The sequence below is a fragment of the Aeromonas sp. 600724 genome (assembly GCF_049175135.1).
GTDB classification, from domain to species: domain Bacteria; phylum Pseudomonadota; class Gammaproteobacteria; order Enterobacterales; family Aeromonadaceae; genus Aeromonas; species Aeromonas veronii_A.
On the sequence record NZ_JAAKUM010000005.1, the window covers coordinates 147979 to 169519 of the forward strand.

Annotated in this window: 20 protein-coding genes and 2 tRNA genes; 3 read left to right on the plus strand and 19 right to left on the minus strand. The window is 58.7% G+C overall.

Features of this window, described 5'->3' with window-relative positions:
* Nucleotides 1–70: 70 nt before the first annotated feature.
* From G5168_RS06650 to G5168_RS06670, 5 genes are read right to left on the minus strand one after another with little or no spacing between them, the layout of a single operon-like run.
* Nucleotides 71–1702, minus strand: a complete 1632-nt coding sequence (locus G5168_RS06650) for a DUF7305 domain-containing protein (RefSeq protein ID WP_323930531.1) — start codon at nt 1700–1702, stop codon at nt 71–73.
* Nucleotides 1699–2247 carry a PilW family protein gene (locus tag G5168_RS06655; protein WP_042656732.1) on the minus strand — a complete coding sequence of 183 codons (549 nt, stop codon included), beginning with the start codon at nt 2245–2247 and terminating at the stop codon, nt 1699–1701. Before G5168_RS06655 ends, G5168_RS06650 begins: the two co-directional genes overlap by 4 nt.
* Nucleotides 2241–2633, minus strand: coding sequence for a type IV pilus modification PilV family protein (locus G5168_RS06660; protein ID WP_042656731.1), 393 nt, complete (start codon nt 2631–2633; stop codon nt 2241–2243). The genes G5168_RS06655 and G5168_RS06660 overlap by 7 nt, the downstream gene beginning before the upstream one ends.
* Entirely contained in the window at nt 2630–3049 is a 420-nt protein-coding gene (locus tag G5168_RS06665) for a GspH/FimT family pseudopilin (protein ID WP_042656730.1), read from the minus strand. The genes G5168_RS06660 and G5168_RS06665 overlap by 4 nt, the downstream gene beginning before the upstream one ends.
* Before the next feature lies 1 nt (nt 3050).
* Complete coding sequence (locus G5168_RS06670; RefSeq protein WP_159143118.1) at nt 3051–3440, minus strand: type IV pilin protein; 390 nt, start codon at nt 3438–3440, stop codon at nt 3051–3053.
* A 397-nt stretch (nt 3441–3837) separates the two neighbouring features.
* Between G5168_RS06670 and G5168_RS06675 the strand changes: the two genes are divergently transcribed.
* Complete coding sequence (locus G5168_RS06675) at nt 3838–5382, plus strand: AlkA N-terminal domain-containing protein (protein WP_421252016.1); 1545 nt, start codon at nt 3838–3840, stop codon at nt 5380–5382.
* A complete protein-coding gene (locus G5168_RS06680) occupies nt 5379–5852 on the plus strand; it encodes a methylated-DNA--[protein]-cysteine S-methyltransferase (protein WP_421252017.1) in 474 nt (157 codons plus the stop codon). Before G5168_RS06675 ends, G5168_RS06680 begins: the two co-directional genes overlap by 4 nt.
* 66 nt (nt 5853–5918) lie before the next feature.
* Here the strand turns inward: G5168_RS06680 and G5168_RS06685 are convergent, their stop codons facing one another.
* The 3 genes from G5168_RS06685 to G5168_RS06695 all read right to left on the minus strand — a co-directional run bounded on the left by G5168_RS06685 (nt 5919) and on the right by G5168_RS06695 (nt 9553).
* Nucleotides 5919–7778 carry a peptidase U32 family protein gene (locus G5168_RS06685; RefSeq protein ID WP_421252018.1) on the minus strand — a complete coding sequence of 620 codons (1860 nt, stop codon included), beginning with the start codon at nt 7776–7778 and terminating at the stop codon, nt 5919–5921.
* A 97-nt stretch (nt 7779–7875) separates the two neighbouring features.
* Nucleotides 7876–8484, minus strand: a complete 609-nt coding sequence (locus tag G5168_RS06690; RefSeq protein WP_421252019.1) for a LysE family translocator — start codon at nt 8482–8484, stop codon at nt 7876–7878.
* A gap of 127 nt (nt 8485–8611) precedes the next feature.
* Entirely contained in the window at nt 8612–9553 is a 942-nt protein-coding gene (locus G5168_RS06695) for a LysR family transcriptional regulator (RefSeq protein WP_421252020.1), read from the minus strand.
* Nucleotides 9554–9779: 226 nt separating this feature from the next.
* On the opposite strand from G5168_RS06695, the gene G5168_RS06700 reads away from it, so the two are divergent.
* The gene (locus tag G5168_RS06700; protein ID WP_184234440.1) at nt 9780–10868 is read left to right on the plus strand and encodes a ketoacyl-ACP synthase III; all 1089 of its coding nucleotides are present in this window, start codon (nt 9780–9782) and stop codon (nt 10866–10868) included.
* A 226-nt stretch (nt 10869–11094) separates the two neighbouring features.
* On the opposite strand, the gene pnp is transcribed toward G5168_RS06700, so the two are convergent.
* The 11 genes from pnp to tpiA all read right to left on the minus strand — a co-directional run bounded on the left by pnp (nt 11095) and on the right by tpiA (nt 21484).
* Complete coding sequence (gene pnp / locus G5168_RS06705) at nt 11095–13236, minus strand: polyribonucleotide nucleotidyltransferase (RefSeq protein WP_266134166.1); 2142 nt, start codon at nt 13234–13236, stop codon at nt 11095–11097.
* A gap of 167 nt (nt 13237–13403) precedes the next feature.
* Nucleotides 13404–13673, minus strand: a complete 270-nt coding sequence (gene rpsO, locus G5168_RS06710) for a 30S ribosomal protein S15 (RefSeq protein WP_005338797.1) — start codon at nt 13671–13673, stop codon at nt 13404–13406.
* Between the two features lie 144 nt (nt 13674–13817).
* Nucleotides 13818–14768: a tRNA pseudouridine(55) synthase TruB gene (gene truB / locus G5168_RS06715; RefSeq protein WP_005338798.1), complete on the minus strand. Its 951-nt coding sequence runs from the start codon at nt 14766–14768 to the stop codon at nt 13818–13820.
* A 1-nt stretch (nt 14769) separates the two neighbouring features.
* On the minus strand, nt 14770–15207 hold the full coding sequence (gene rbfA / locus G5168_RS06720) for a 30S ribosome-binding factor RbfA (protein WP_421252021.1): 438 nt from the start codon (nt 15205–15207) through the stop codon (nt 14770–14772).
* A gap of 55 nt (nt 15208–15262) precedes the next feature.
* Complete coding sequence (infB, locus tag G5168_RS06725) at nt 15263–17968, minus strand: translation initiation factor IF-2 (RefSeq protein WP_216951946.1); 2706 nt, start codon at nt 17966–17968, stop codon at nt 15263–15265.
* Nucleotides 17969–17992: 24 nt separating this feature from the next.
* A complete protein-coding gene (gene nusA / locus G5168_RS06730; protein WP_216979372.1) occupies nt 17993–19492 on the minus strand; it encodes a transcription termination factor NusA in 1500 nt (499 codons plus the stop codon).
* A gap of 14 nt (nt 19493–19506) precedes the next feature.
* Complete coding sequence (gene rimP, locus G5168_RS06735; protein ID WP_005338809.1) at nt 19507–19965, minus strand: ribosome maturation factor RimP; 459 nt, start codon at nt 19963–19965, stop codon at nt 19507–19509.
* A gap of 166 nt (nt 19966–20131) precedes the next feature.
* Nucleotides 20132–20208: transfer RNA gene (locus G5168_RS06740), tRNA-Met, on the minus strand.
* Nucleotides 20209–20300: 92 nt separating this feature from the next.
* A tRNA-Leu gene (locus tag G5168_RS06745) sits at nt 20301–20385 on the minus strand.
* Nucleotides 20386–20392: 7 nt separating this feature from the next.
* Entirely contained in the window at nt 20393–20719 is a 327-nt protein-coding gene (secG, locus tag G5168_RS06750) for a preprotein translocase subunit SecG (protein WP_005338811.1), read from the minus strand.
* Entirely contained in the window at nt 20720–21484 is a 765-nt protein-coding gene (tpiA, locus tag G5168_RS06755) for a triose-phosphate isomerase (RefSeq protein WP_043822828.1), read from the minus strand.
* Nucleotides 21485–21541 lie beyond the last annotated feature (57 nt).

The following is a 21541-nucleotide window of genomic DNA, read 5'->3' on the forward strand; positions in this document are numbered from 1 at the left end:
CTGGGTGGACAGATCTCCACCATCTCACAGTTGCGCGCCCCATTCGATCCTTTTTAGCGGCTCGCCAGCCTCACTGCACAAAGTGCCACTGCCGCAGTGCCAGTGTCGGAGGCGGCCCCTGATCATCCCCCAAATCTGCCATGCCCAGCGCCTCGTCATAGTGCACACCGCCCGCGCCACTCTCGGTCAAGTGTTTTGCCCGCACCGCCCCGTACAGACCGCCACTTCCGCTGATCTTCATCTCGGTGAGCGGGGCATAGAGAGCGGCATAGAGCGGCGTATTGCCCGACAGCTTGACCCCATCCTTGCCGCTATACGCGGAATAGATAGAGATAGCGGGCGTACCGCCAGCGGTCAGCCCCTGTTTGGCTGCCGTCACCTCGGCACCGGCCCCAAGATCGACCTTGCCGCTGACGATCAGGGTCAGGCTGCTCCCCTCGCTCACCGTCAACTTGTTGCTGCCTGTCATGGTGAAATCCTTGTCGATCAGCAGCACCACATCCCCCTTGATGGTGAGCTTGGCATCGGCCCCCATATTGAGGCTGTCGAGCTTGTAAATAGTCTGTTCCTTGCCAAACAGCTCCCCTTTGCCGGGGAACGGTAGCCCGGGCTTGTGCTGGTTGCTGCTGGTTACCGAGCCGGTGGAGGGATCCGTGGTCAGCACCATCTGCTGGGTGGCCCCGAGCGTCAGCGGGCCATTGATGGGCAATGTTGCAGGGGGGAACGATTTGGGCAACGCGGCCACATTGAGCGGGTCACACACCTGCCCGGCCACAGGCGGTAGCTTGGGATGAGTTCGGTATTGGGGATACAGATACTTCTGATGCTTGGCATCAAGGAATGCCCCGTTCCCACCATAGTTCAACTTGTCGTCAGCAATGCTTGTGCCATGACCCATAGAAACATCACCATTGATCGCAACAGCTCCGGCAATATGCCCCCCTTGCAAGGCAAAATTTCCACTCCCGTTTACGCTGCCCTCAACCCTGACGACCCCATCAGAGGGAGAAATTGTGATGTCGCCACCAGCAAGTACATTACCCGCAACAGGTGAAGAACCGTTCAAGGTCACCGAGCCGGTCGCCCGCACATCACCCCAGATGGGGGAGTGCCCGGCGAGCACCACATTGGCCTTGTCGCTGACGGTCGCCACCTTGGCGTTCTGCCCCTGATTAAGAGTCCCGGAAACAGACTCCTTGTACGCCCCCTTGCGCGAATCGTAGCTGTCGATAAAACCGCTCCCAGAGAGGCTCAACCCTTCACACGCCACCACCGAATCCTGAAAGATGAGATTGCCCGGCTCGCGCTTGAGGGCAAACAGGGCGTTGAGGCTGGCATTGCCCTCCAGATAACGGCCATGGCTCTGCAACGCCAACTTGCTGCCTGTAGAGGCATCCAGCTGATCGATGCGAAAGCGGCTGCCCGCCATGGCCCCTTCCCCCTTGCCAGGCACCTTCTGCACCAGTTGATCCCACTCTATCCGTGGTTCGGCGCCGAGCGCCTGATGCAGGGCGCGATAACTGTCGTTCATCCCCTGCTCGGCACTGAGCTGCGCATTGATCTTCTTGTGAAAATTGCCGCTCAGGCGGGTTTGCAGCTGATTCTCCTGAATGCTGGTAAACACCAGCAGGCTCGACAGCAGGCTCACCACCAGCACCACCAGCAATACGGCTCCCCGCTGCCCCTGCAATCCCTTGTTCATCCTGCTCCCCCTGCACCGGATGTGGCCAGTGCTGCCGCCCAGACCGCCTTGCGGCGTGCCACCTGCACCTCTACCCCCGGCGCCAGATAGCTCGGCAGCCCTTCGGGCAAGATACGGATATTGACCAGCGCCCCCTGCTGGCCGAATTCAAGATCCTGAAGATGGGCCAGCAACAGACGCGGGCCATCCCCGTCATCGCAACTGAGTACCGGCGGCGTGAAGCGGTACTGCTCGGTAAAATCGGCGGTTTTCTGGTTGCCAAGGCAGGAGAGCACCTGACTGCCCCCCTCTACCTTGAAAGCCAGCGTCAGGCGATCAGGGGTGACCGCTATCAGCTGATCCGCCTGCTTGATGCTGTTGGTAAAGGTGAGAGTGGCAAAGCGCAGCACCTCGTTCGCCTGCTCCAACGCCTTGCTCTGCTCGACCGTGCTCTTGATGGGCACGTAACCGGCAAAAATCGCCAGCATCAGCATCAGACCGAGCACCATGGAGATCATCAGCTCGACGAGACTGACACCTCGCTGTCGGAAGGGAACGTTCAGCATAGTGGTGGAAATCCTGCGTTCAGCTCCACCCGCTTGGCGCCGGAGACCCGCTCATCCTGCCACTCGATAGCGACCACAAAGTTGTCGCTATAACGGTTCGGTAGCACCAGCCGGTGGCCCTCGAGCAGGGTGAAGCGGGCAAGAAAATCGCCCTGGGTGAACCGCTCCGGCTTGCGCTGCACTTCGCACAGCGAACCCCATATCTGCTCCACGCTGTTGCTCGCCTCGATCGTGGCCAGGGTGCTCTGCAGGCTATAGTGCGCCTGCTGCAACGAGACAACCTGCCCCTTGGCGAGACCAAGAAACACCATCACCGCCAACACCATGGAGACCATGATCTCCACCAGATTGAACCCCTGCTGACGGGCAAGTGCGGCGTGTCTCATGAGCAGCTCCCTTGCAGCAGCTGACCGCTCGGGGCCACGCAGAGTACACGCTGCTCACCGAGGCGATTGGCCAGAGTGATCTCGGCGTGGCTGCTGCTGCCGGTTGGCGCGATCCGGATCGGCTCAAACGGTTTGATCACCACTCCGCCAGCAGGTGCTGCCGCCTGACGCAGCAACTTGCTGTCAGCCATCACCTCCCAGCCACCGTTCTCGGTGCCCTGCAGTACCACCGGCAGGGTCAGCTTGACCGCTTCGCTGCGGGCAAAGCGGTAGGCTGACGCGAGCTCGGTCGCACTGCGATCGAGTCGTTCGGCCGCGAGGCGCTGACTCATGGAGGGCAACCCGACTAGCAGCAAAATAGCGGCGATGCCGACCGTGATCATCAACTCAATCAGAGTAAATCCGCGCACGTTCATCTTATGATCCCCAGCAGTCATGGCGATTGGCCGCGCGATAACCGGTCTGATCTAGGGTCAGAGTGCCGCACTCATCCTGTTGTCGCGTCGTTGGAATGGCTTTGAGCAGATAGTCACCAGCATCTTGCTGGCTGTAGCTGAACTGGTAGAAATCCGTGTTGGAAGGGGTGGCAAACGTGGCGGGATAACGCCCCTGTTGGGTATAGATACGTTCGAGGGCGAGCGCCTGCTCCAGCAGTTGCTGCTGCGCTTCGTAACGACGTCCCTGTTGCAGATAACCCTGATACGCTGGCAACGCGATGGCTGCGAGAATGCTGACAACCGTCATGGCGATCAACAACTCGATCAGACTAAAGCCCCGGCAATGGGGCCATGCCTTACAGTCGTTCACTTATCATCCTTGGCAAGTGTTGTTGTTATTGGTCGGCCCTGAGCCGTAGATGCGATGACTTAATAATCATCAAAAATTAACCGACTCAATTGAACAACACAAAATTGTAATTCTCAATGTAAAAAAGCTAATTATGTGATCCATTGTTAATTTCCAAGCCTTTCTCATCACAACTAATCTCGCAATACAAATAAAGTTAAACCCATTGCGCCCCCATCTATCCGCTATGGGCTCTGCTACCCGTGCACAGTGGTAAACAAAATGAAGGGGTAGTCGACATGGAAGAGTGCAACGAAACCTGCGGCCGATTTTTCCTATCCCTGTCCGCTTCTGGCTAGTCACGGCCCCCGAGCCCCCTTACTCTTTTGCCATCTGTTCCAGCAAAGCCGCCAACACCATGAATGCAAAACCAAGCCCTGAGTTGTCACCGGATGAGGTGATCAACACCCTCAGCCGTGAACAGTGTCACGCCGCACGGCTCGCCCGCGACGCTCGCTTTGATGGCCGTTTTTTTACCGGCGTCATCTCGACCGGCATCTACTGCCGGCCAGTCTGTCCGGCACGGCCACCGCACGAGCACAACGTGTGCTACTTCCAAAGCGCCGCGGCCGCCGAGCAGTATGGCCTGCGACCCTGCCTGCGCTGCCGCCCTGAGCTGGCCCCCGCCGCCCGTGGCGATCTGCCGGTTGAACTGGCACGTCTGCTGGCGCGCATCGATCGCGGCGAGCTGGCTGACGGCACGCTCGCTGAACTCGCCGCTGAGGCAGGGATAAGCGAACGCACCCTGCGCCGCCAGTTCGAGCAGCACCTCGGCGCCTCGCCAAAACAGGTGGAGCAGACGCGCCGCCTGCTGCTCGCGAAACGGCTGCTGACTGAAACCGGGCTGCCCATTACCGACATCGCGTTTGCCGCCGGATTTGCCAGCATCCGCCGCTTCAATGACGCCTGGCTCAACGCATACGGACTGGCCCCACGCACCCTGCGCCAGCAGGAGCAGCACGCTGACGCGCCAGAACACATAAGTGCGGAGCCGTGCGGCGCCCCCCTGACCCTGCAACTGCCCTATCGCCCCCCGTATGACGTAGCGGCCATGCTGGCGTTCTACCGGATGCGGGCAATCCCGGGGCTGGAGCGGGTAGATGGCGAGGTGTATGAGCGGCGCTACCGGGTCGGCGATCGGGTCGCGCTGGTGCGCATCGCGCAGGGCAAGGGGCATAGCCTGCAGCTTACCGTCCATGATCTGCCGCTCGCGGCGCTGCCCGATCTGCTCTATCGAGTGCGCCGGATGTGGGATCTCGATGCCGATATGCAGCGGATCGGTGATCTGCTCGGTCAGGATCCGCTGCTCGCCCGCTTGCAAGCGCGCTGGCCCGGCGTACGGCTGCCTGGTGGTTGGGATGAGTACGAAGTAATGCTGCGCGCCATCGTCGGCCAACAGGTCTCGGTCAAGGGGGCCATCACCATACTCGGGCGACTGGTGGCCCGCACCGAGGCGCAATTCGGGGTGGCGCAACTGCCGACCCCCGCTCAGTTGTGCGAACTCGATCTCGACGGTATCGGCATGCCCGGCAGCCGTATTCGCACCCTGCGGGGCTTGGCACAGGCGCTGGCCAGCGGCGAGCTGACCCTCACGACAGCCAGTGACGAGCAGTTGCTGGCGCTGCCGGGCATAGGCCCCTGGACGGTCTCTTACTGGCGGCTGCGCTGCGGGATGGATACCGACGCCTTCCCCGCTTCCGATCTGGTGCTGCAAAAGGCACTCGGAGGCGGCACCAAGCTGCCGGTGAAAGAGGTGTTGGCGCAAAGCACAGCATGGCAGCCGTGGCGCAGCTACGCGGCCAGCTGGCTGTGGCACGCCATGAGTGAAGCGCCCAATTTGCTGATCCATGCCACCAGCAACGAAAACCAGCCAGATAACCAACAACAGGAGATAACCCCATGATCCGCTACGATACCCTGCCGACCCGCTGTGGCGATCTGCTGGTCGCCATCAATGAATCGGGTCTGATACACGTGGACTTTGTGGCGGGCCTGCGGGCACAGCCCGATATGAGCGGCTGGCTACAAGAGCGCGAGGCGCTGGCCCCCTTCCTCGCCGAGTTTGACGCCTATTTTGCCGGTCGCTTGCAGCGCTTCTCCCTGCCCCTTGCCGCCCGTGGCACTGCTTTTCAACAAGCTGTGTGGCAAGCGCTGTGCGACATCCCCTACGGCGAAACTCGCAGCTACAGCGATATTGCCCGAGCCATCGGCAAACCGGATGCGGTGCGAGCAGTGGGCGCGGCAAACGGCCGCAATCCACTCTCGATCATCATTCCCTGCCATCGGGTAATCGGCCAAAACGGCAGCCTGACCGGCTATGCGGGGGGATTGGAGATTAAAAAAACGCTGCTGGCGCTGGAGAGGGACAATTAAAGGAGGGTAGGCAGAGAACCTGCGATAAAAATTGCCCCTTTCCGGATGGAGAAAGGGGCTCATTGATCAGCGTTTCAGGCTGCCCATCACATGCATTTCGCAGCGGTTGCAGTCAAAACGCAGGCGGAAGGTGTCTTTGCCCATTTTGAGTTCCAACGGCTCGGCCTTGAGACCGGGCACCTCGTTCGGGCAGAGGTTCTGGCTATAGCGGATGCAATGCTTGGTGATCATCAGCACCACTTCCCGCTCCTCCTTGTTCGCCTCATAGGCGGGAGCAATGCGCTCCACCCCGTGTTCGCGGAAGAACTGCTCGGCCGCGCTGTTCAGCACGTTGCCAAGGTAGGAGAGACGGTGCTGGGGATAGTTGATATCCCGCAGGGCGATACGTCGCTCGGGGCGCTGGTAGCTCGCCACGCGTGCGGCCTCCAGCGCAGCGATGCCATCCCGGCGCAAACCGTTGAGCTGTGATGCGGCGATAAATAGCGGGTGAGTGAATGCCAACTCAATCTTGCGCGCCATAAACAGGGTATTGCCGAGTTTACCAAGCTGATCCCGCGCCTGTTGCAGCGCCCGCTCCGGATTGTCGGCAGACTGTTTGTCGCAAGGCAAGATCACTGCGGCACTGATGCCCTGCTCGTCGGTGAGCGTGAGGCTCACGCCCTCATCGCACTCTGCCAGCACCATATCGACCCGGATGCGGCGATCCGCGCTCGCCTTCTCCAGCATCTTGCTGAACGCCTGATCGTGGTTGCGGTAGATTTCGGTCCCCACCTTTAGCCCCGGCATGCGTTCTGACAGGAGTAACAGCTTACCTTCGACCTTGTTGAGGCGCATACCCACCAGCTCGTTATTCGGCTTGAAGAAGCCCAAACCGTCGCCGTTGTTGAGGGTGACCGGTTTGCCATCGATCTCGATACCGTCACGGGTCACCTTGGTGACACGCCCCAGCGGTTCACCCACATATTTAGGGCTTTTGGTGGAATCGATCCCCTGCTGGCGGCCATGGAGGAAGTAGTCGGTGCTGCCGCGGTTGAAGCTCTTCTTGGGGTCAGGCGTGAAGCTGTAGCTGCAACGACCCGCAGAGGCGGCTACCAGATCGGAGCGGCTATCCAGAATGGCGTCCAGCTTCTGGCGATACCAGGCGGTGACGTTCTTGACGTAGTCGAGCCCCTTGAGGCGCCCTTCAATTTTGAAGGAGCGGATCCCCGCCTCGATCAAGGCCTCTAGGTTGTCAGTCTGATCCATATCCTTGAGTGACAGCAGGTGGCTGTCGGCCACCAGCACTTCACCGTCCGGCTTTTGCAGCGAGCAGGGCAGACGGCAGAGCTGGGCACACTCGCCACGGTTGGCGCTGCGGCCGGTACGGGCATGGCTGATATTGCACTGGCCGCTGTAGGAGACACAGAGAGCGCCGTGGATAAAGAACTCCAGCTGCACATTGGTCGCCGCGCTGATCTCGCGGATCTGCGCAAGAGACAGTTCGCGCGCCAGCACCACCTGAGAGAAACCCACATCCTGCAGAAACTTCACCTTCTCCGGCGTGCGGTTGTCGGTCTGGGTACTGGCATGAAGCGCGATGGGTGGCAGATCGAGGGCCAGCAGCCCCATATCCTGCACAATCAGCGCATCGGCACCGGCTTCGTAGATCTGGTGGGTCAGCCGCCGGGCCTGCTCCAGCTCGTGATCGTGCAGCAAAGTATTGAAGGCGACAAAGACCTGGGCACCGAAACGGTGGGCGTGGCGCGCCAGCGCCTCGATATCCTCGATGGAGTTGCCCGCCGCACTGCGGGCGCCGAAGGCAGGGCCACCCATGTAGACGGCATCGGCACCATGGTTGATGGCTTCTATGCCGTAGGCGAGGTTCTTGGCCGGAGCCAGCAGCTCCAACCGGTTATTGTGGCTTAATGGGTGCTTGTTCTGGTGCATGGTCTCGGGATCAGGGCGGACAGCAAATGGGCGCTACTCTAGCCCATTCACCACCCGCGTGCCTTGATCCCGCTTAAGGTATCTGCGAAATACAGGATTAGATAACCACCTTGAGCGCCAGCCCGAGCAGCACCAGGCCGCTCACCTTGTCGATCACAAAGGATTTGGCTTTAAGCCACGCCAGCACCGGCCCGCGGGAGAGCACCAGCGCCACCAGCACGTACCAGACGGCATCGATCCCGCCCGCGGTGAGCATCATGATGCCCCCTTCGCTCCAGCCGGTATCAGCCCGCACAAACTGGCTGAACAGAGCGATGAAGAAAACCGCCAGCTGGGGATTGAGAAAGGCCACCATAAAACCTTCAAAGGCCCCCTGCCGACCGCGCAGTTGATGCACCTCTTCATTGGCTTCACTACTGGCAGGTTTTGCCAGCAGGGCTTTCACCCCAAGCCAGGCAAGAAATGCGGCGCCGCCGTAGCGGATCAGATCAAACAGGAGCGGAGTCTGGGTGATCAGAATGGAGAGGCCAAGCGCGGTGACCAGCGCATAGATACCCACCCCGAGGCCGTGGCCAAGCGCAGTGGCGACGCCATGGCCCTGCCCGCCCTGCACCGTGTTGCGGATGATCAGCGCCAGACTCGGCCCCGGGCTGATGGCCCCCATCACGCAGATTGCGGCCAGTGCCAGCCAACTTGTCAGTTCCATGCTTTTCCTCTTTTGTGCTCGATATGATGACCTGCACTCAGGGTACGGGCTGAGCCATTATGCCAGTAGTGAAAGTTATGAATAGACCCCATAACTGATGGCTATAGCGCCACACAACCGACCGGGGCTAACCACCGAAATCGAGCAGCTTGCGACTCTCGCCGACGGTGCGTTGCAGGTGATCCCGCAGGAAGGGGTAGGCCAGCTCGCGGAACCAGCGGTGGGCCGGATCCTGATGGTGGCGCTGATGCCACAGCAGATGATACTGCTGGTCGCGGGTCGCAAAGGGCAAGTCGACAAAGGTGAGCTCATGGCCGCAGGAGAGCTGCCAGGCGATATGAGCAGGGGTGGTCATCAGGCAATCGGTGCGTAGCAACACCTCCACCGCCGCCTGAAAGAAGGGCACCCGGGCAAACCAGCGCCGACTCACTCCCTGCGGCGCCAACACCTGCTCAACCGGGCTGTCCTTGTCGCCTCCCCCGCTCACCTGCAGGTGAGGCCAGGCGAGATAGTCATCGAGACTCAGCCCCTTGCCTGCCAGCGGATGGTGACGTCCCATCAGCACCGCCAGCCGATCTTCCCCCTGATGCAGACCGCGGATCTGCTCCGGCACCTGCTCGGTGATGGTAGAGACCAGATCCAGCTCGGACTGCCACAACTGCGGCAGCTGACGCTTGTCCCACAGGCTGAACTCCAGCGCCGCCAACGGCGCCTCGTTGGCGAGCGCGGCGCAGATATCGGGCAGGATATGCTGGGCCACATAATCGGAGGAGGCGAGCCGAAACACCCGCTCGCAACGGCTCGGGTCAAATCCGGGCGCCTCGTAGAGCCGCTCCAGCGCACCGAGAGAATCCGCCAGCTGGGCGGCCAACAGTTCGGCCCGTGGCGTCAGCAGCCATCGTTGCCCCTCCCGCACCAGCAACTCGTCGTCAAACTCGCTGCGCAACTGGGCAAGCTGCTTGCTGATAGAGGGCTGACTCAGGTGCAGCAGCTCGGCGGCGCGGCTGATATTGCGGGTCTCCAGCAGCACCTTGAGGGTCGGCAACAAGTTGAGATTGGCTCTGAGCAAGGAGATACCCTCATCGGTGGGGAAACGCCTATCTTAGGGCAGAGGAGTCCCGCGTTTTAAGCAAAATTTCCTGCCATGTTCGGCACATTGCAGCCCTTTGCGACCAGATGGCAAAGCGGATCCCCCCGCACATAACCATGACCACAAGATGACAGTGGTTGTCTCGTACGGCATAATTGCACGATTTTCCGCCCGCGGGCGATCCACTTTGAGAAGCGGTAACAAGATGAAATACGCCAATATCACCGGCTGGGGCAAATGCCTGCCTCCCTCCGTGCTGACCAACGACGACCTCAGCACCATCATGGATACGTCAGACGAGTGGATCTATCCGCGCACCGGCATCAAGGCCCGCCGGATCTCCCATGTCAGCACCTCGGATCTCGCCACCCTGGCCGGTCGCCGCGCACTGGCCTGCGCCGGTCTGGAAGCGAGCGACCTCGATGGCATCATCCTGGCCACCGCCACCCCGGACAACCTGCTGCCAAGTGCCGCCTCTGCGGTGCAGAAGAAGCTGGGCGCCGTCAATGCCGCTGTGTTTGACCTCAACGCGGCCTGCACCGGTTTTGTCTACTCCCTTTCCGTCGCTACCTCACTGGTGCAGACCGGCATGATGAAGAAGGTGCTGGTGATCGGCGCCGAACGCCTCACTTACCTGCTGGACTGGGCACGCCGCGATACCGCCGTGCTGTTTGGCGATGGTGCTGGTGCCGTGGTAATCGAGGCGAGCGAGCAGGAGTGTGGCCTGATCGCCAACAAGCTGGGCTGCGACAGCGAAGCGCGGGAGATCCTGCACGTACCAAACTTCGGTACCGATCGGGTGCGTTTTGCCGATATCGATGGGCTGTTCACCTTCAACTTCGAAGGTCCGGAGATCTTCAAACGCGCCGTGCGCGGCATGGGTGAGGCCACCAGCACTGTGCTGGCGCAGGCCGGTATTGCGCCGGAGCAGGTCGACCTGATCGTGCCGCACCAGGCCAATATCCGCATCATCGAGACCCTCGCCAAACGGATGAATGCGCCGATGGAGAAGGTGATGGTCAACATCGAAAACTACGGCAACACCTCCGCAGCTACTGTGCCCATCGCCCTGTGCGAAGCGCTGGAGCAGGGCCGCGTCAAGCCGAACTCCTATCTGCTGACCGCAGCTTTCGGTGCCGGCCTGACCTGGGGGGCCGCCATCATCAAGTGGGGCGATCGTGTTACCCCTATCAACAAGTGCGAGGCCGAGCTGCCACCCTGCGACCAGAGCGCACTGGAACTGATTGCTCACGCCGTCGAAGGGTGTCAGAAGGCCCACGCCAACGAGGCCTGATCCTTATCAGGAGCCTGAATCCTCAGGCTCCTTTCTCCCACCCCGTTCTCCCTCCCCCTTCGCGATACTTTTCTAACCTGACCTCTTGATGCTCCGGCAATGCCCACCACATCCTGAGCAGAGAGCCAACTTCGGCGTGATGAGTCTGAGCCCATAAAAAAGTCCGGCGCCCCAAAGGGCGCCGGACTTTTTACTGCAACCGGCGAATCCGGTTCAGGAGGACAGATTACTCTGCGGCAGGCGCTTCGGCAGCAACCGGAGCATCCGCAGCCGGAGCTGCATCAGTCGGAGCGTTCGCTTCCTTGATGGAGAGACGTACGCGGCCCTGACGGTCCACTTCCAGTACCTTCACCTTGACCACGTCACCGATGGTCAGGTGGTCAGCCACGTTCTGCACGCGAGCGTCGGTGATCTGGGAGATGTGTACCAGACCATCTTTGCCCGGCAGAATATTGACGAATGCACCGAAATCGGCCAGACGAACAACTTTACCTTCATAGATGCGGTTCACTTCGATCTCGGCGGTGATGGCCTCGATGCGACGGATCGCTTCCATGGCGGCTTCGTTGGCCACGGCGGAGATACGTACAGTACCGTCATCGTCCAACTCGATGTTGGTGCCGGTCTCTTCGGTCAGCGCACGGATCACGGAACCACCCTTACCGATCACGTCCTTGATCTTCTCAGGATTGATCTTGATGGTGTGGATACGCGGTGCAAAATCGGAGATCTGGGCACGGGGAGCCTGGATAGCTTCGTCCATCACTTTCAGGATGTGCAGACGAGCGCCACGAGCTTGCTTCAGCGCAATCTCCATGATCTCTTTGGTGATGCCTTCGATCTTGATATCCATCTGCAGCGCGGTCACACCTTCGGTGGTACCGGCTACTTTGAAGTCCATGTCGCCCAGGTGATCTTCGTCACCCAGAATGTCGGACAGCACGACGAAACCTTCTTCTTCCTTCACCAGACCCATGGCGATACCGGCAACGGAGGCCTTGATCGGCACACCGGCATCCATCAGCGCCAGAGAGGAACCACAGACAGACGCCATGGAGGAGGAGCCGTTGGATTCGGTGATTTCAGAGACCACGCGCACCACGTACGGGAACTCGGCGGCGCTCGGCATCACGGCAGCAACGCCGCGCTTGGCCAGACGGCCGTGACCGATTTCACGACGCTTCGGGCTACCCATCATGCCGGTCTCACCGACACAGTATGGCGGGAAGTTGTAGTGCAGCATGAAGCGATCGGCACGGTTGCCGGTCAGCTCGTCGATGTTCTGGGCATCACGCTCGGTACCCAGAGTGGCGACCACGATGGCCTGAGTTTCACCACGGGTGAACAGGGCAGAGCCGTGAGCACGGGGCAGAATACCGGTACCTACGCTCAGGGCGCGGATCATTTCCGGATCGCGACCATCGATACGCGGCTCACCACGTACTACGCGACCACGAACGATGCGGCTTTCCAGGCTGTGGAACTCTTCGCCGATCTTCTTGGCATCTTCTTCCACGCCGGAAGCGATAACTTGCTCAACCACACGACCCTTGATGGCCGCGATGGTTTCGTAACGAACGGCCTTCTCGGTGATGCGGTAGGCTTCACCCAGTTCGGCGCTCGCCAGCTCGGCAACCTTGGCTTTCAGCGCTTCGTTGACGGCAGGCGGAGTCCAGTCCCACGGCTTGGTGCCGACGGCAGCGGCAAACTCGTTGATTGCATTGATCACGGTCTGCATCTGCTCGTGACCGTATACCACGGCGCCCAGCATGACCTCTTCGGAAAGGATGGCCGCTTCGGACTCAACCATCAGCACGGCATTGGCAGTACCGGCAACTACCAGATCCAGATCGCTCTGCGGCAGTTCGGTGGTGGTCGGGTTCAGCACATACTGACCGTTCATGTAACCCACGCGAGCAGCACCGATCGGGCCGCCAAACGGGATACCGGAGATGGCCAGTGCAGCAGAGGCACCGATCATGGCAACGATGTCGGGGGATACGGCCGGATTCACGGACATTACGGTCGCAACGACCTGAACCTCATTGAGGAAGCCTTCCGGGAACAGCGGACGAATAGGACGGTCGATCAGACGGGAGATGAGGGTCTCGCCTTCGCTCGGACGGCCTTCACGACGGAAGAAACCACCCGGGATACGACCAGCAGCATAGGTACGCTCCTGGTAGTTGACGGTCAGCGGGAAGAAATCACGGCCGTGATCGGCCTCTTTCTTGCCGACTACGGTCACAAATACGCAGGTATCGTCCATGCTGACCATAACGGCCGCAGTGGCTTGACGGGCCATCACACCGGTTTCCAGAGTGACGGTGTGTTGACCGTACTGGAATGACTTTACAATAGGATTCACGTGAATTTCCTTTTTACAATTTGGCTCTTTAAATTCGCGCACAAGTATACTTGATTCGATGCAAAAGGTAAGCGGCGACGCGAATTCTGTGAGGCAGGCAACGGCTTGAAGAGCAATAAAAAAGGGGAACCTGACGGTTCCCCTTTTTCGCGAAATCTGAAGGTCGATTAACGACGCAGACCCAGCTTGGCGATCAGAGCAGCATAACGCTCGGAATCTTTACGCTTCAGGTAGTCCAGCAGCTTACGACGCTGGGAAACCATGCGCAGCAGACCGCGACGACCGTGGTGGTCCTTGGAGTGCTCTTTGAAGTGACCTTGCAGATGGTTGATCTGGGCAGTCAGCAGGGCAACTTGCACTTCGGGGGAACCGGTGTCGTTGGCGCAACGAGCGTTGTCAGCAACGATTTGAGCTTTGATCTCAGCATTTAGAGACATGGTAATACTCCAGTAGAGTGTTTAAAGGTTCACAGCCAATCTCTAATTCAGCCGTGAAATGAGGGCGGTATCATAATCGCCCCCGCCCCTTTTCGCAACGATAAAGAGGCGAAACGGAAAAGACGCGCTGATACCGCCTGAGGATCACTCCTCGTCGTGATAACGCACCAGTCGCTTGGGAGCGACGCGGCCATCGTCATCAATCTCGCCAACCCCGATGAACTCGCGCTCCGGGCCGACCGTCATGCGAACCTGACCACTTTGCGGCGCACCCGCCACCTGCACGGCCTGGCCCTGATTCACATAGGCAGCCACAACCGCCAGCATGTTCACCTCGGGCAAGCTTGCTACGGCGGTGTCCATCGGCAGCAACAGCGGATCCAACTGCTCGCGCGGCGGGATGCTCTCGGCCTTGGCCTGCTCGAAGATGCACTCGAGTTGCTCCAGGGTCAGCATCCGCTCGTACGGATAGCTGGCCACCTGGGTACGACGCAGCTGGGTGACGTGGGCGCCACAACCCAGCACTTCACCCAGATCATCCACCAGAGAGCGGATGTAGGTGCCTTTGCTGCAGTGCACTTCAAGGCGCACTTCATCACCTTCGAAGCTCAGCAGTTTGAGCTCGAATACGGTGATGGGACGGGCTTCACGCTCGATCTCGATGCCTTCGCGGGCATATTCGTAGAGCGGGCGGCCGTTGTGCTTGAGCGCGGAGTACATGGAGGGCACCTGCATGATGGGGCCGCGGAACTGGTCCAGCGCCTCGATCAGGGTACCGACAGCCACGTTCACCGGACGGGTGGAGACCACCTCACCATCAGAGTCGCTGGTGTTGGTGCGCTCGCCCAGTTTGGCAGTCACCTCATAGCGCTTGTCCGCTTCCAGCAAATACTGGGAGAACTTGGTGGCCTCACCGAGGCAAATCGGCAGCATGCCGGTCGCCAGCGGATCCAGCGCCCCGGTATGACCAGCCTTGGCAGCGTTGTAAATCCGCTTGACCTTCTGCAACACATCGTTGGAGGTCAGGCCGGTCGGCTTGTCCAGCAGCAGAATGCCGTGCACATCACGGCCCTTGAAACGACGTCTTCGGGTCATCTCAGGCTTTATCCTCAGTCGTGTCATCCGGTGCGGATTCAGCTTCTTCGTCACGGCCGGATTCGGCCATGCGGCGCTTGTCTTCACGCACAGTGTTGGTCACCAGGTTGGAGAGACGCATCCCCTCGACCAGGGTCTGGTCGTAGTAGAAACGCAGCTCGGGCACCACGCGCAGACGCATGGCACTGCCCAGCAGACTACGGATATATCCGGCTGCTTCGGTCAGACCCTGCAAGCCTTCCTTGATGCGCTCGGCATCATTTTCCAGCTGCAAGAAGGTGACGTAAATTTTGGCATAGTTGAGGTCACGGGACACTTCCACATCGGAAACGGTCACCATGCCGATGCGCGGGTCTTTCACCTCGCGCTGCAGGATCCGCGCGATTTCACGCTGGATCTGCTGTCCGACCCGACGGGTCCGGCTGAATTCTCTGGCCATATTCTATCCTGCGATAAAAGGGGGCCGCGGCCCCCTATTTTGTCTAACTCTCGGCTTACAGAGTCCGTTGGATTTCAACAGTCTCGTAAACTTCGATCTGGTCGCCTTCGCGCACGTCGTTGTAGTTCTTGACCGCGATACCACACTCGTAGCCGTTGCGAACTTCGTTGACGTCATCCTTGAAGCGGCGCAGGGATTCCAGCTCGCCTTCATAGATAACCACGTTGTCACGCAGAACGCGGATACGGTTGGAACGCTTGACCACACCTTCGGTAACCATACAGCCGGCAACGGCGCCGAACTTCGGAGACTTGAAGACGCTACGCACTTCAGCCAGACCGATGATTTCCTGACGATACTCTGGGGCCAGCTTGCCGCTCATGGCCTGCTTCACTTCGTCGATCAGGTCATAGATGACGGAGTAGTAACGCAGATCCAGGCTCTCGGATTCGATAACCTTGCGCGCAGACGCGTCGGCACGGACGTTGAAACCAACCAGGATGGCGCTGGAAGCGGCAGCCAGGGTCGCGTCGGTTTCGGTGATACCACCTACGCCGGAACCCACGATCTTCACCTTCACTTCGTCGGTGGAGAGTTTGACCAGCGCATCGCAGATCGCTTCCACAGAACCTTGTACGTCGGCCTTGATCACCACGTTCACTTCGGACACTTCGCCCTCGGTCATGTTAGCGAACATGTTTTCCAGCTTGGCCTTCTGCTGGCGAGCCAGCTTGACTTCACGGAACTTGCCTTGACGGTAGAGCGCCACTTCACGGGCTTTCTTCTCGTCACGGACAACGGTGGCTTCGTCACCGGCAGAGGGAACGCCGGAGAGACCCAGGATTTCCACAGGCAGGGACGGACCCGCTTCCTTGATCTCGCGACCCAGTTCGTCACGCATGGCGCGAACACGGCCGTACTCGAGACCACACAGAACGATGTCGCCCTGACGCAGGGTACCTTCTTGTACCAGTACGGTAGCAACCGGACCACGACCTTTATCCAGGAAGGATTCGATCACGACGCCGTTGGCCATACCGTCAACCACCGCTTTCAGCTCCAGTACTTCAGCCTGGATCAGGATGGCTTCCAGCAGATCGTCGATACCCTGACCGGACTTGGCAGATACGTGCACGAACTGGCAGTCTCCACCCCAATCTTCGGACATGACGTTGTAACGAGCCAACTCGGTCTTGACGCGATCCGGATCCGCTTCCGGCTTGTCGATCTTGTTGACTGCCACAACCAGCGGCACACCGGCAGCCTTGGCGTGCTGGATAGCTTCGATGGTTTGCGGCATCACGCCGTCGTCAGCAGCAACGACCAGAACAACGATGTCGGTCGCCTTGGCACCGCGAGCACGCATGGAGGTAAACGCCGCGTGACCCGGAGTATCCAGGAAGGTGATCATGCCGCTATCTGTCTGAACGTGGTAAGCACCGATATGCTGGGTAATACCACCGGCCTCGCCAGCAGCAACCTTGGCTTTACGAATGTAGTCCAGCAGCGAGGTCTTGCCGTGGTCAACGTGACCCATGATGGTCACGACCGGTGCACGGGGCTTGGCTTCGGAGGTCTCGTCACGATCGGACAGTACCGCCTCTTCCAGCTCGTTCTCACGACGCAGCACAACCTTGTGACCCATCTCCTCGGCGACCAGCTGAGCGGTCTCCTGGTCAATCACCTGGTTGATGGTGGCCATGGCACCCATCTTCATCATCGCCTTGATGACTTCAACTCCCTTGACGGCCATCTTGTTGGCCAGCTCGGCCACTGTGATGGTCTCGCCGATGACAACGTCGCGGTTCACCACGGCAGCCGGCTTGTTGAAGCCATGCTTCATGGCGTTCGGGGTAGCGACCTTGCCACGTTTGCCTTTACGGGCACGCGGATCACGGGAATTGCGATCATTGCGATCATCATCGCGACGACCCGCCTTTTTCGGGGCCTTGACAGCGGCGGCGGCAGTACGGCGGCTGGTCTCTTCTTTGCGATCCAGCTCGTCTTCTGCAGCTTGCGCATGCTTGTTGGTAGTCAGGTGATAATCGCTGCTCTCTTTTGCACGAGCGGCTTCTTCTTCAGCCCAGCGGGCTGCGTTCTGTTCCGCCATGATGCGAGCCTCTTCGGCTTTCTTCGCGGCGAGTTCTTCAGCTTTTTTCAAAGCTGTCTGTTCCTGTTGGCGCTTCAGTTCTTCTGCTTCGCGCTTGGCCATCTTTTCTGCCTCTTGCTGAGCTGTGCTACTGGCTGCTTTGGCGGGCTGTTGAGCCTGTCGAGCCTTTTGTTGTGCCTCGATCCGCGCCTTTTCCTCAGCTTCACGACGAGCCTGCTCAGCCTCACGGCGAGCCTTCTCTTCAGCGTCGAGGCGAGCCTTCTCTTCGGCTTCGCGACGAGCTTTTTCTTCTGCTTCCAAACGCGCTTTTTCCTCGGCTTCCGCCTGACGCTGTTCTTCTTCCAGCGCCGAGCGTCTTACATAGGTGCGAGATTTGCGAACTTCCACCTGCACTTCTTTGTTCTTGCCGCCGGTTCCCTGAACACTGATGGTGCTCTTGGTCTTGCGCTGCAAAGTCATGCGGGCAGGAGCGGCGACCTCGTCACCTCCATGCTGTTTCTTCAGGTGTGCCAGCAGAGTCTGCTTTTCAGACTCGCTGACCATGTCGTCGGCCTTGCTCTTGCTGATACCGGCATCGACAAACTGCTGGAGAAGACGATCAACCGGTGTGTCGATGTCAGTGGCAAGTTGTTTGACTGATACTTCTGCCATTCATTTTCCTCCGTTTGATCTTACTTAAGACTGCTCTTCTCCGAACCAACAGATATTGCGAGCAGCCATAATGAGCTCACCCGCCTTCTCGGCAGTCAGCCCTTCAATACCAGCAAGGTCATCAATACCTTGCTCAGCCAAATCTTCCAGGGTGCCCACGCCGCGGCCCGCCAGAGCGTATGCCAGTTCACGACTCAGACCGTTCAGATTGAGCAGCTCTTCGGACGGCTCGACGCCATCAAAGGACTCCTCTTTGGCCAGCGCCTGGGTAGTCAGGGCATCTTTGGCACGCTTGCGCAGCTCTTCGACCATGTCTTCATCCAGACCGTCGATAGCCAGCAACTCGTTGACCGGTACGAAGGCGATCTCTTCCAGGGTCGAGAAGCCCTCTTCCATCAGCAGACCGGCGAAATCGTCATCGATATCCAGGGTGCTGGTGAACAGGTTCATGATGCGGTCGTTCTCGGCCTGGTGCTTGGCACGCATGTCCTCAACGGTCATCACGTTCAGCTCCCAACCGGTCAGCTGGGAGGCCAGACGCACGTTCTGACCATTGCGACCGATGGCCTGGGCCAGGTTGGCAGCTTCCACGGCGATATCCATGGTGTGGTTGTCTTCATCAACGATGATGGAGGCCACATCGGCAGGTGCCATGGCATTGATCACGTACTGGGCCGGGTTGTCATCGTACAGCACGATGTCTGCACGCTCACCGCTCAGCTCTGCGGAGACAGCTTGCACACGGGCACCACGCATACCGATACAGGCACCGATCGGGTCGATACGACGATCGTTGGTCTTCACCGCAATCTTGGCGCGGGAACCCGGGTCACGGGCAGCGCCCATGATTTCGATCATCTCTTCGCCGATCTCCGGTACTTCGATACGGAACAGCTCTTTCAGGAAGTCCGGGCTGGAACGGCTGACAAACAGCTGGGAACCACGGGCTTCTGGACGTACTGCGTAGAGCAGGCCACGGACACGGTCGCCCGGGCGGAAGGTTTCACGCGGCAGCATGTCATCACGGAAGATCACGGCTTCAGCATTGCTGCCCAGATCCAGAATGACGTTGTCGCGGTTGCTCTTCTTGACGACACCACTGATGATGGTGCCTTCTTTATCTTTAAACTGATCAACTACTTGTGAACGCTCCGCTTCGCGCACTTTCTGCACGATAACCTGCTTGGCGGTCTGGGTAGTGATACGGTCGAAGGTGACAGAGTCGATCTGGTCTTCAACATATTCACCGACCTGGATATCCGGCTGATCAATCTGAGCAGCTTCCAGGGTAATCTCGGCGTAAGGGTTCTCCATCGCGGCTTGATCTGCGATTACCAGCCAGCGGCGATAAGTGTCGTAGTCACCGGTCTTGCGATCGATTTCGACCCGAACTTCAATCTCGCCTTCATATTTCTTCTTGGTCGCAGTCGCCAGCGCGGTTTCCAGAGCCTGGAAGATCTTCTCGCGGGGTACCGCTTTCTCGTTGGATACTGCGTCAACGACCAGCAAAATCTCTTTATTCATATCCGATAGCCTCGTTAACCAAAGTTCGGCACTATGTTCGCTTTTTGGATATTGGTGAAAGCCAACACGTCGTCCTTACCATCTACTGTCAGGGTGATCATGTCGCCTTGCACAGCTTTGATTACGCCTTTGAACTTGCGGCGGTTGTTTGTTGCCATCCGAAGCGTTACCGCCGCCTCTTGGCCAACGTATTTTTCGAAATGGGCAACCTTGAACAGGGGACGATCCAGGCCTGGGGAGGATACCTCGAGGTAGTACTCCTCGGTGATGGGATCTTCGACGTCCATGATGGCGCCAACCTGATGGCTGACCTCAGCACAGTTCTCGACAGTCACACCCTGCTCGCCGTCGATATAGACACGCAAGGTGGAGTGTTTACCCGCGCGGATAAACTCAATACCCCAAAGTTCAAAACCCAAGGCAACGACCGGAGCCTCGAGCAGATCGGTCAAACGTTGTTCCAACGTAGCCAAAGTCACCCTCCGAAAAACAAAAAAAGGGCATAAAGCCCAGATAGATATCGATTCAGAGTAAATTGCACATAACAAAAAGCCCCGATGTCAAATCGGGGCTTGGCGCTTTACCCTGATTGTCGCCTCGCAGCGACCGCCTTCCTGAGCGTAGGAAATGCGTGAAATTTGGTTGCGGGGGCCGGATTTGAACCGACGACCTTCGGGTTATGAGCCCGACGAGCTACCATGCTGCTCCACCCCGCGTCCGAAATCGTGCGAGATTATAGCCACTTCACTCTCTCGATACAAGACTGACTGGCTATAATAAACTCGGTTTCCCGAGCTCACTGCTTAATTGGTGCCGTGGGCGGGACTCGAACCCGCACACCCTAGAGCACTACCCCCTCAAGATAGCGTGTCTACCAATTCCACCACCACGGCAAAACTCTTACTCGGGAACGTCAGTATCTTTCTTCACTGGCGCTTTGGTCTGCTCAACCTGTTGGGTTTGTTGCAGATTCTCCCACTCACTACCCTGCTTGACCTTGTTGCTGGACATAGATCCGAGCACCAGGCTGATAACGAAAAACAGAGTAGCCAAGATTGCTGTTGTTCGGGTCAGGAAACTGCCTGAACCACCGGAGCCGAATACTGTGTTCGATGCCCCTGCGCCGAAGGAGGCGCCCATATCAGCCCCTTTACCTTGCTGAATCATCACCAGACCAATCAGAGCCAGTGAAACCAGCAGATAAACGACTAAAAGAATCTCGTACATTTAACTTGCACCCTTTGCCGCTTCAACAATTCCTAAAAACGCATCGCTATCGAGGCTTGCTCCGCCAATCAGTCCGCCATCAATGTCGGGCTGTGCAAACAAATCTCTCGCGTTGCTCGGCGTTACGCTCCCACCATAGATGATTCTAACTTTCTCACCTATTACCGGAGTATCCTCCGCCAAGCGACCACGTATAAAGGAATGAACCTCTTGTGCCTGCTCGGGTGTGGCGCATTTACCTGTACCTACAGCCCAAATCGGCTCGTAGGCGATGATAGCATTATCGAAAGCCATCGCGCCATTTTTCTCTATGACGATATCCAGCTCTTCAGCGATCACCTCGAAGGCTCTTCTCGCCTGCCTAGCCGCACCTGATTCACCTAAACAGAGGATGGGAATCAAGCCTGCCGCTCTGGCTGCCGCAAATTTCTCTGCGACAATAAAACTGGTCTCACCAAAGAGACGCCTGCGCTCGGAGTGCCCTACCAATACGTAACGACACCCTGCCTCAACCAGCATCTGACACGAGATTTCTCCAGTGTAAGCGCCAGTAGCGTGCTGACTCACATTCTGAGCCCCCAACTTTATTACTTTCTGCTCGTTGAGCAGTGAAGCGCTAAAGTCGAGATGCACATGGGAAGGACAGAGAACCACATCTACTTTTCCGTCAACGCCGTTTAGGCATTGACTCGTAAACTGCTCTAACTGCGACCTACTACCGTGCAACTTCCAGTTGGCTGCTACAAATGGCTTGCGATGTCCCATCGGCAACTCCCTTGCGAAAGCGGGGCTGATAATATCCAGAGGATGCTCAGCTGACAA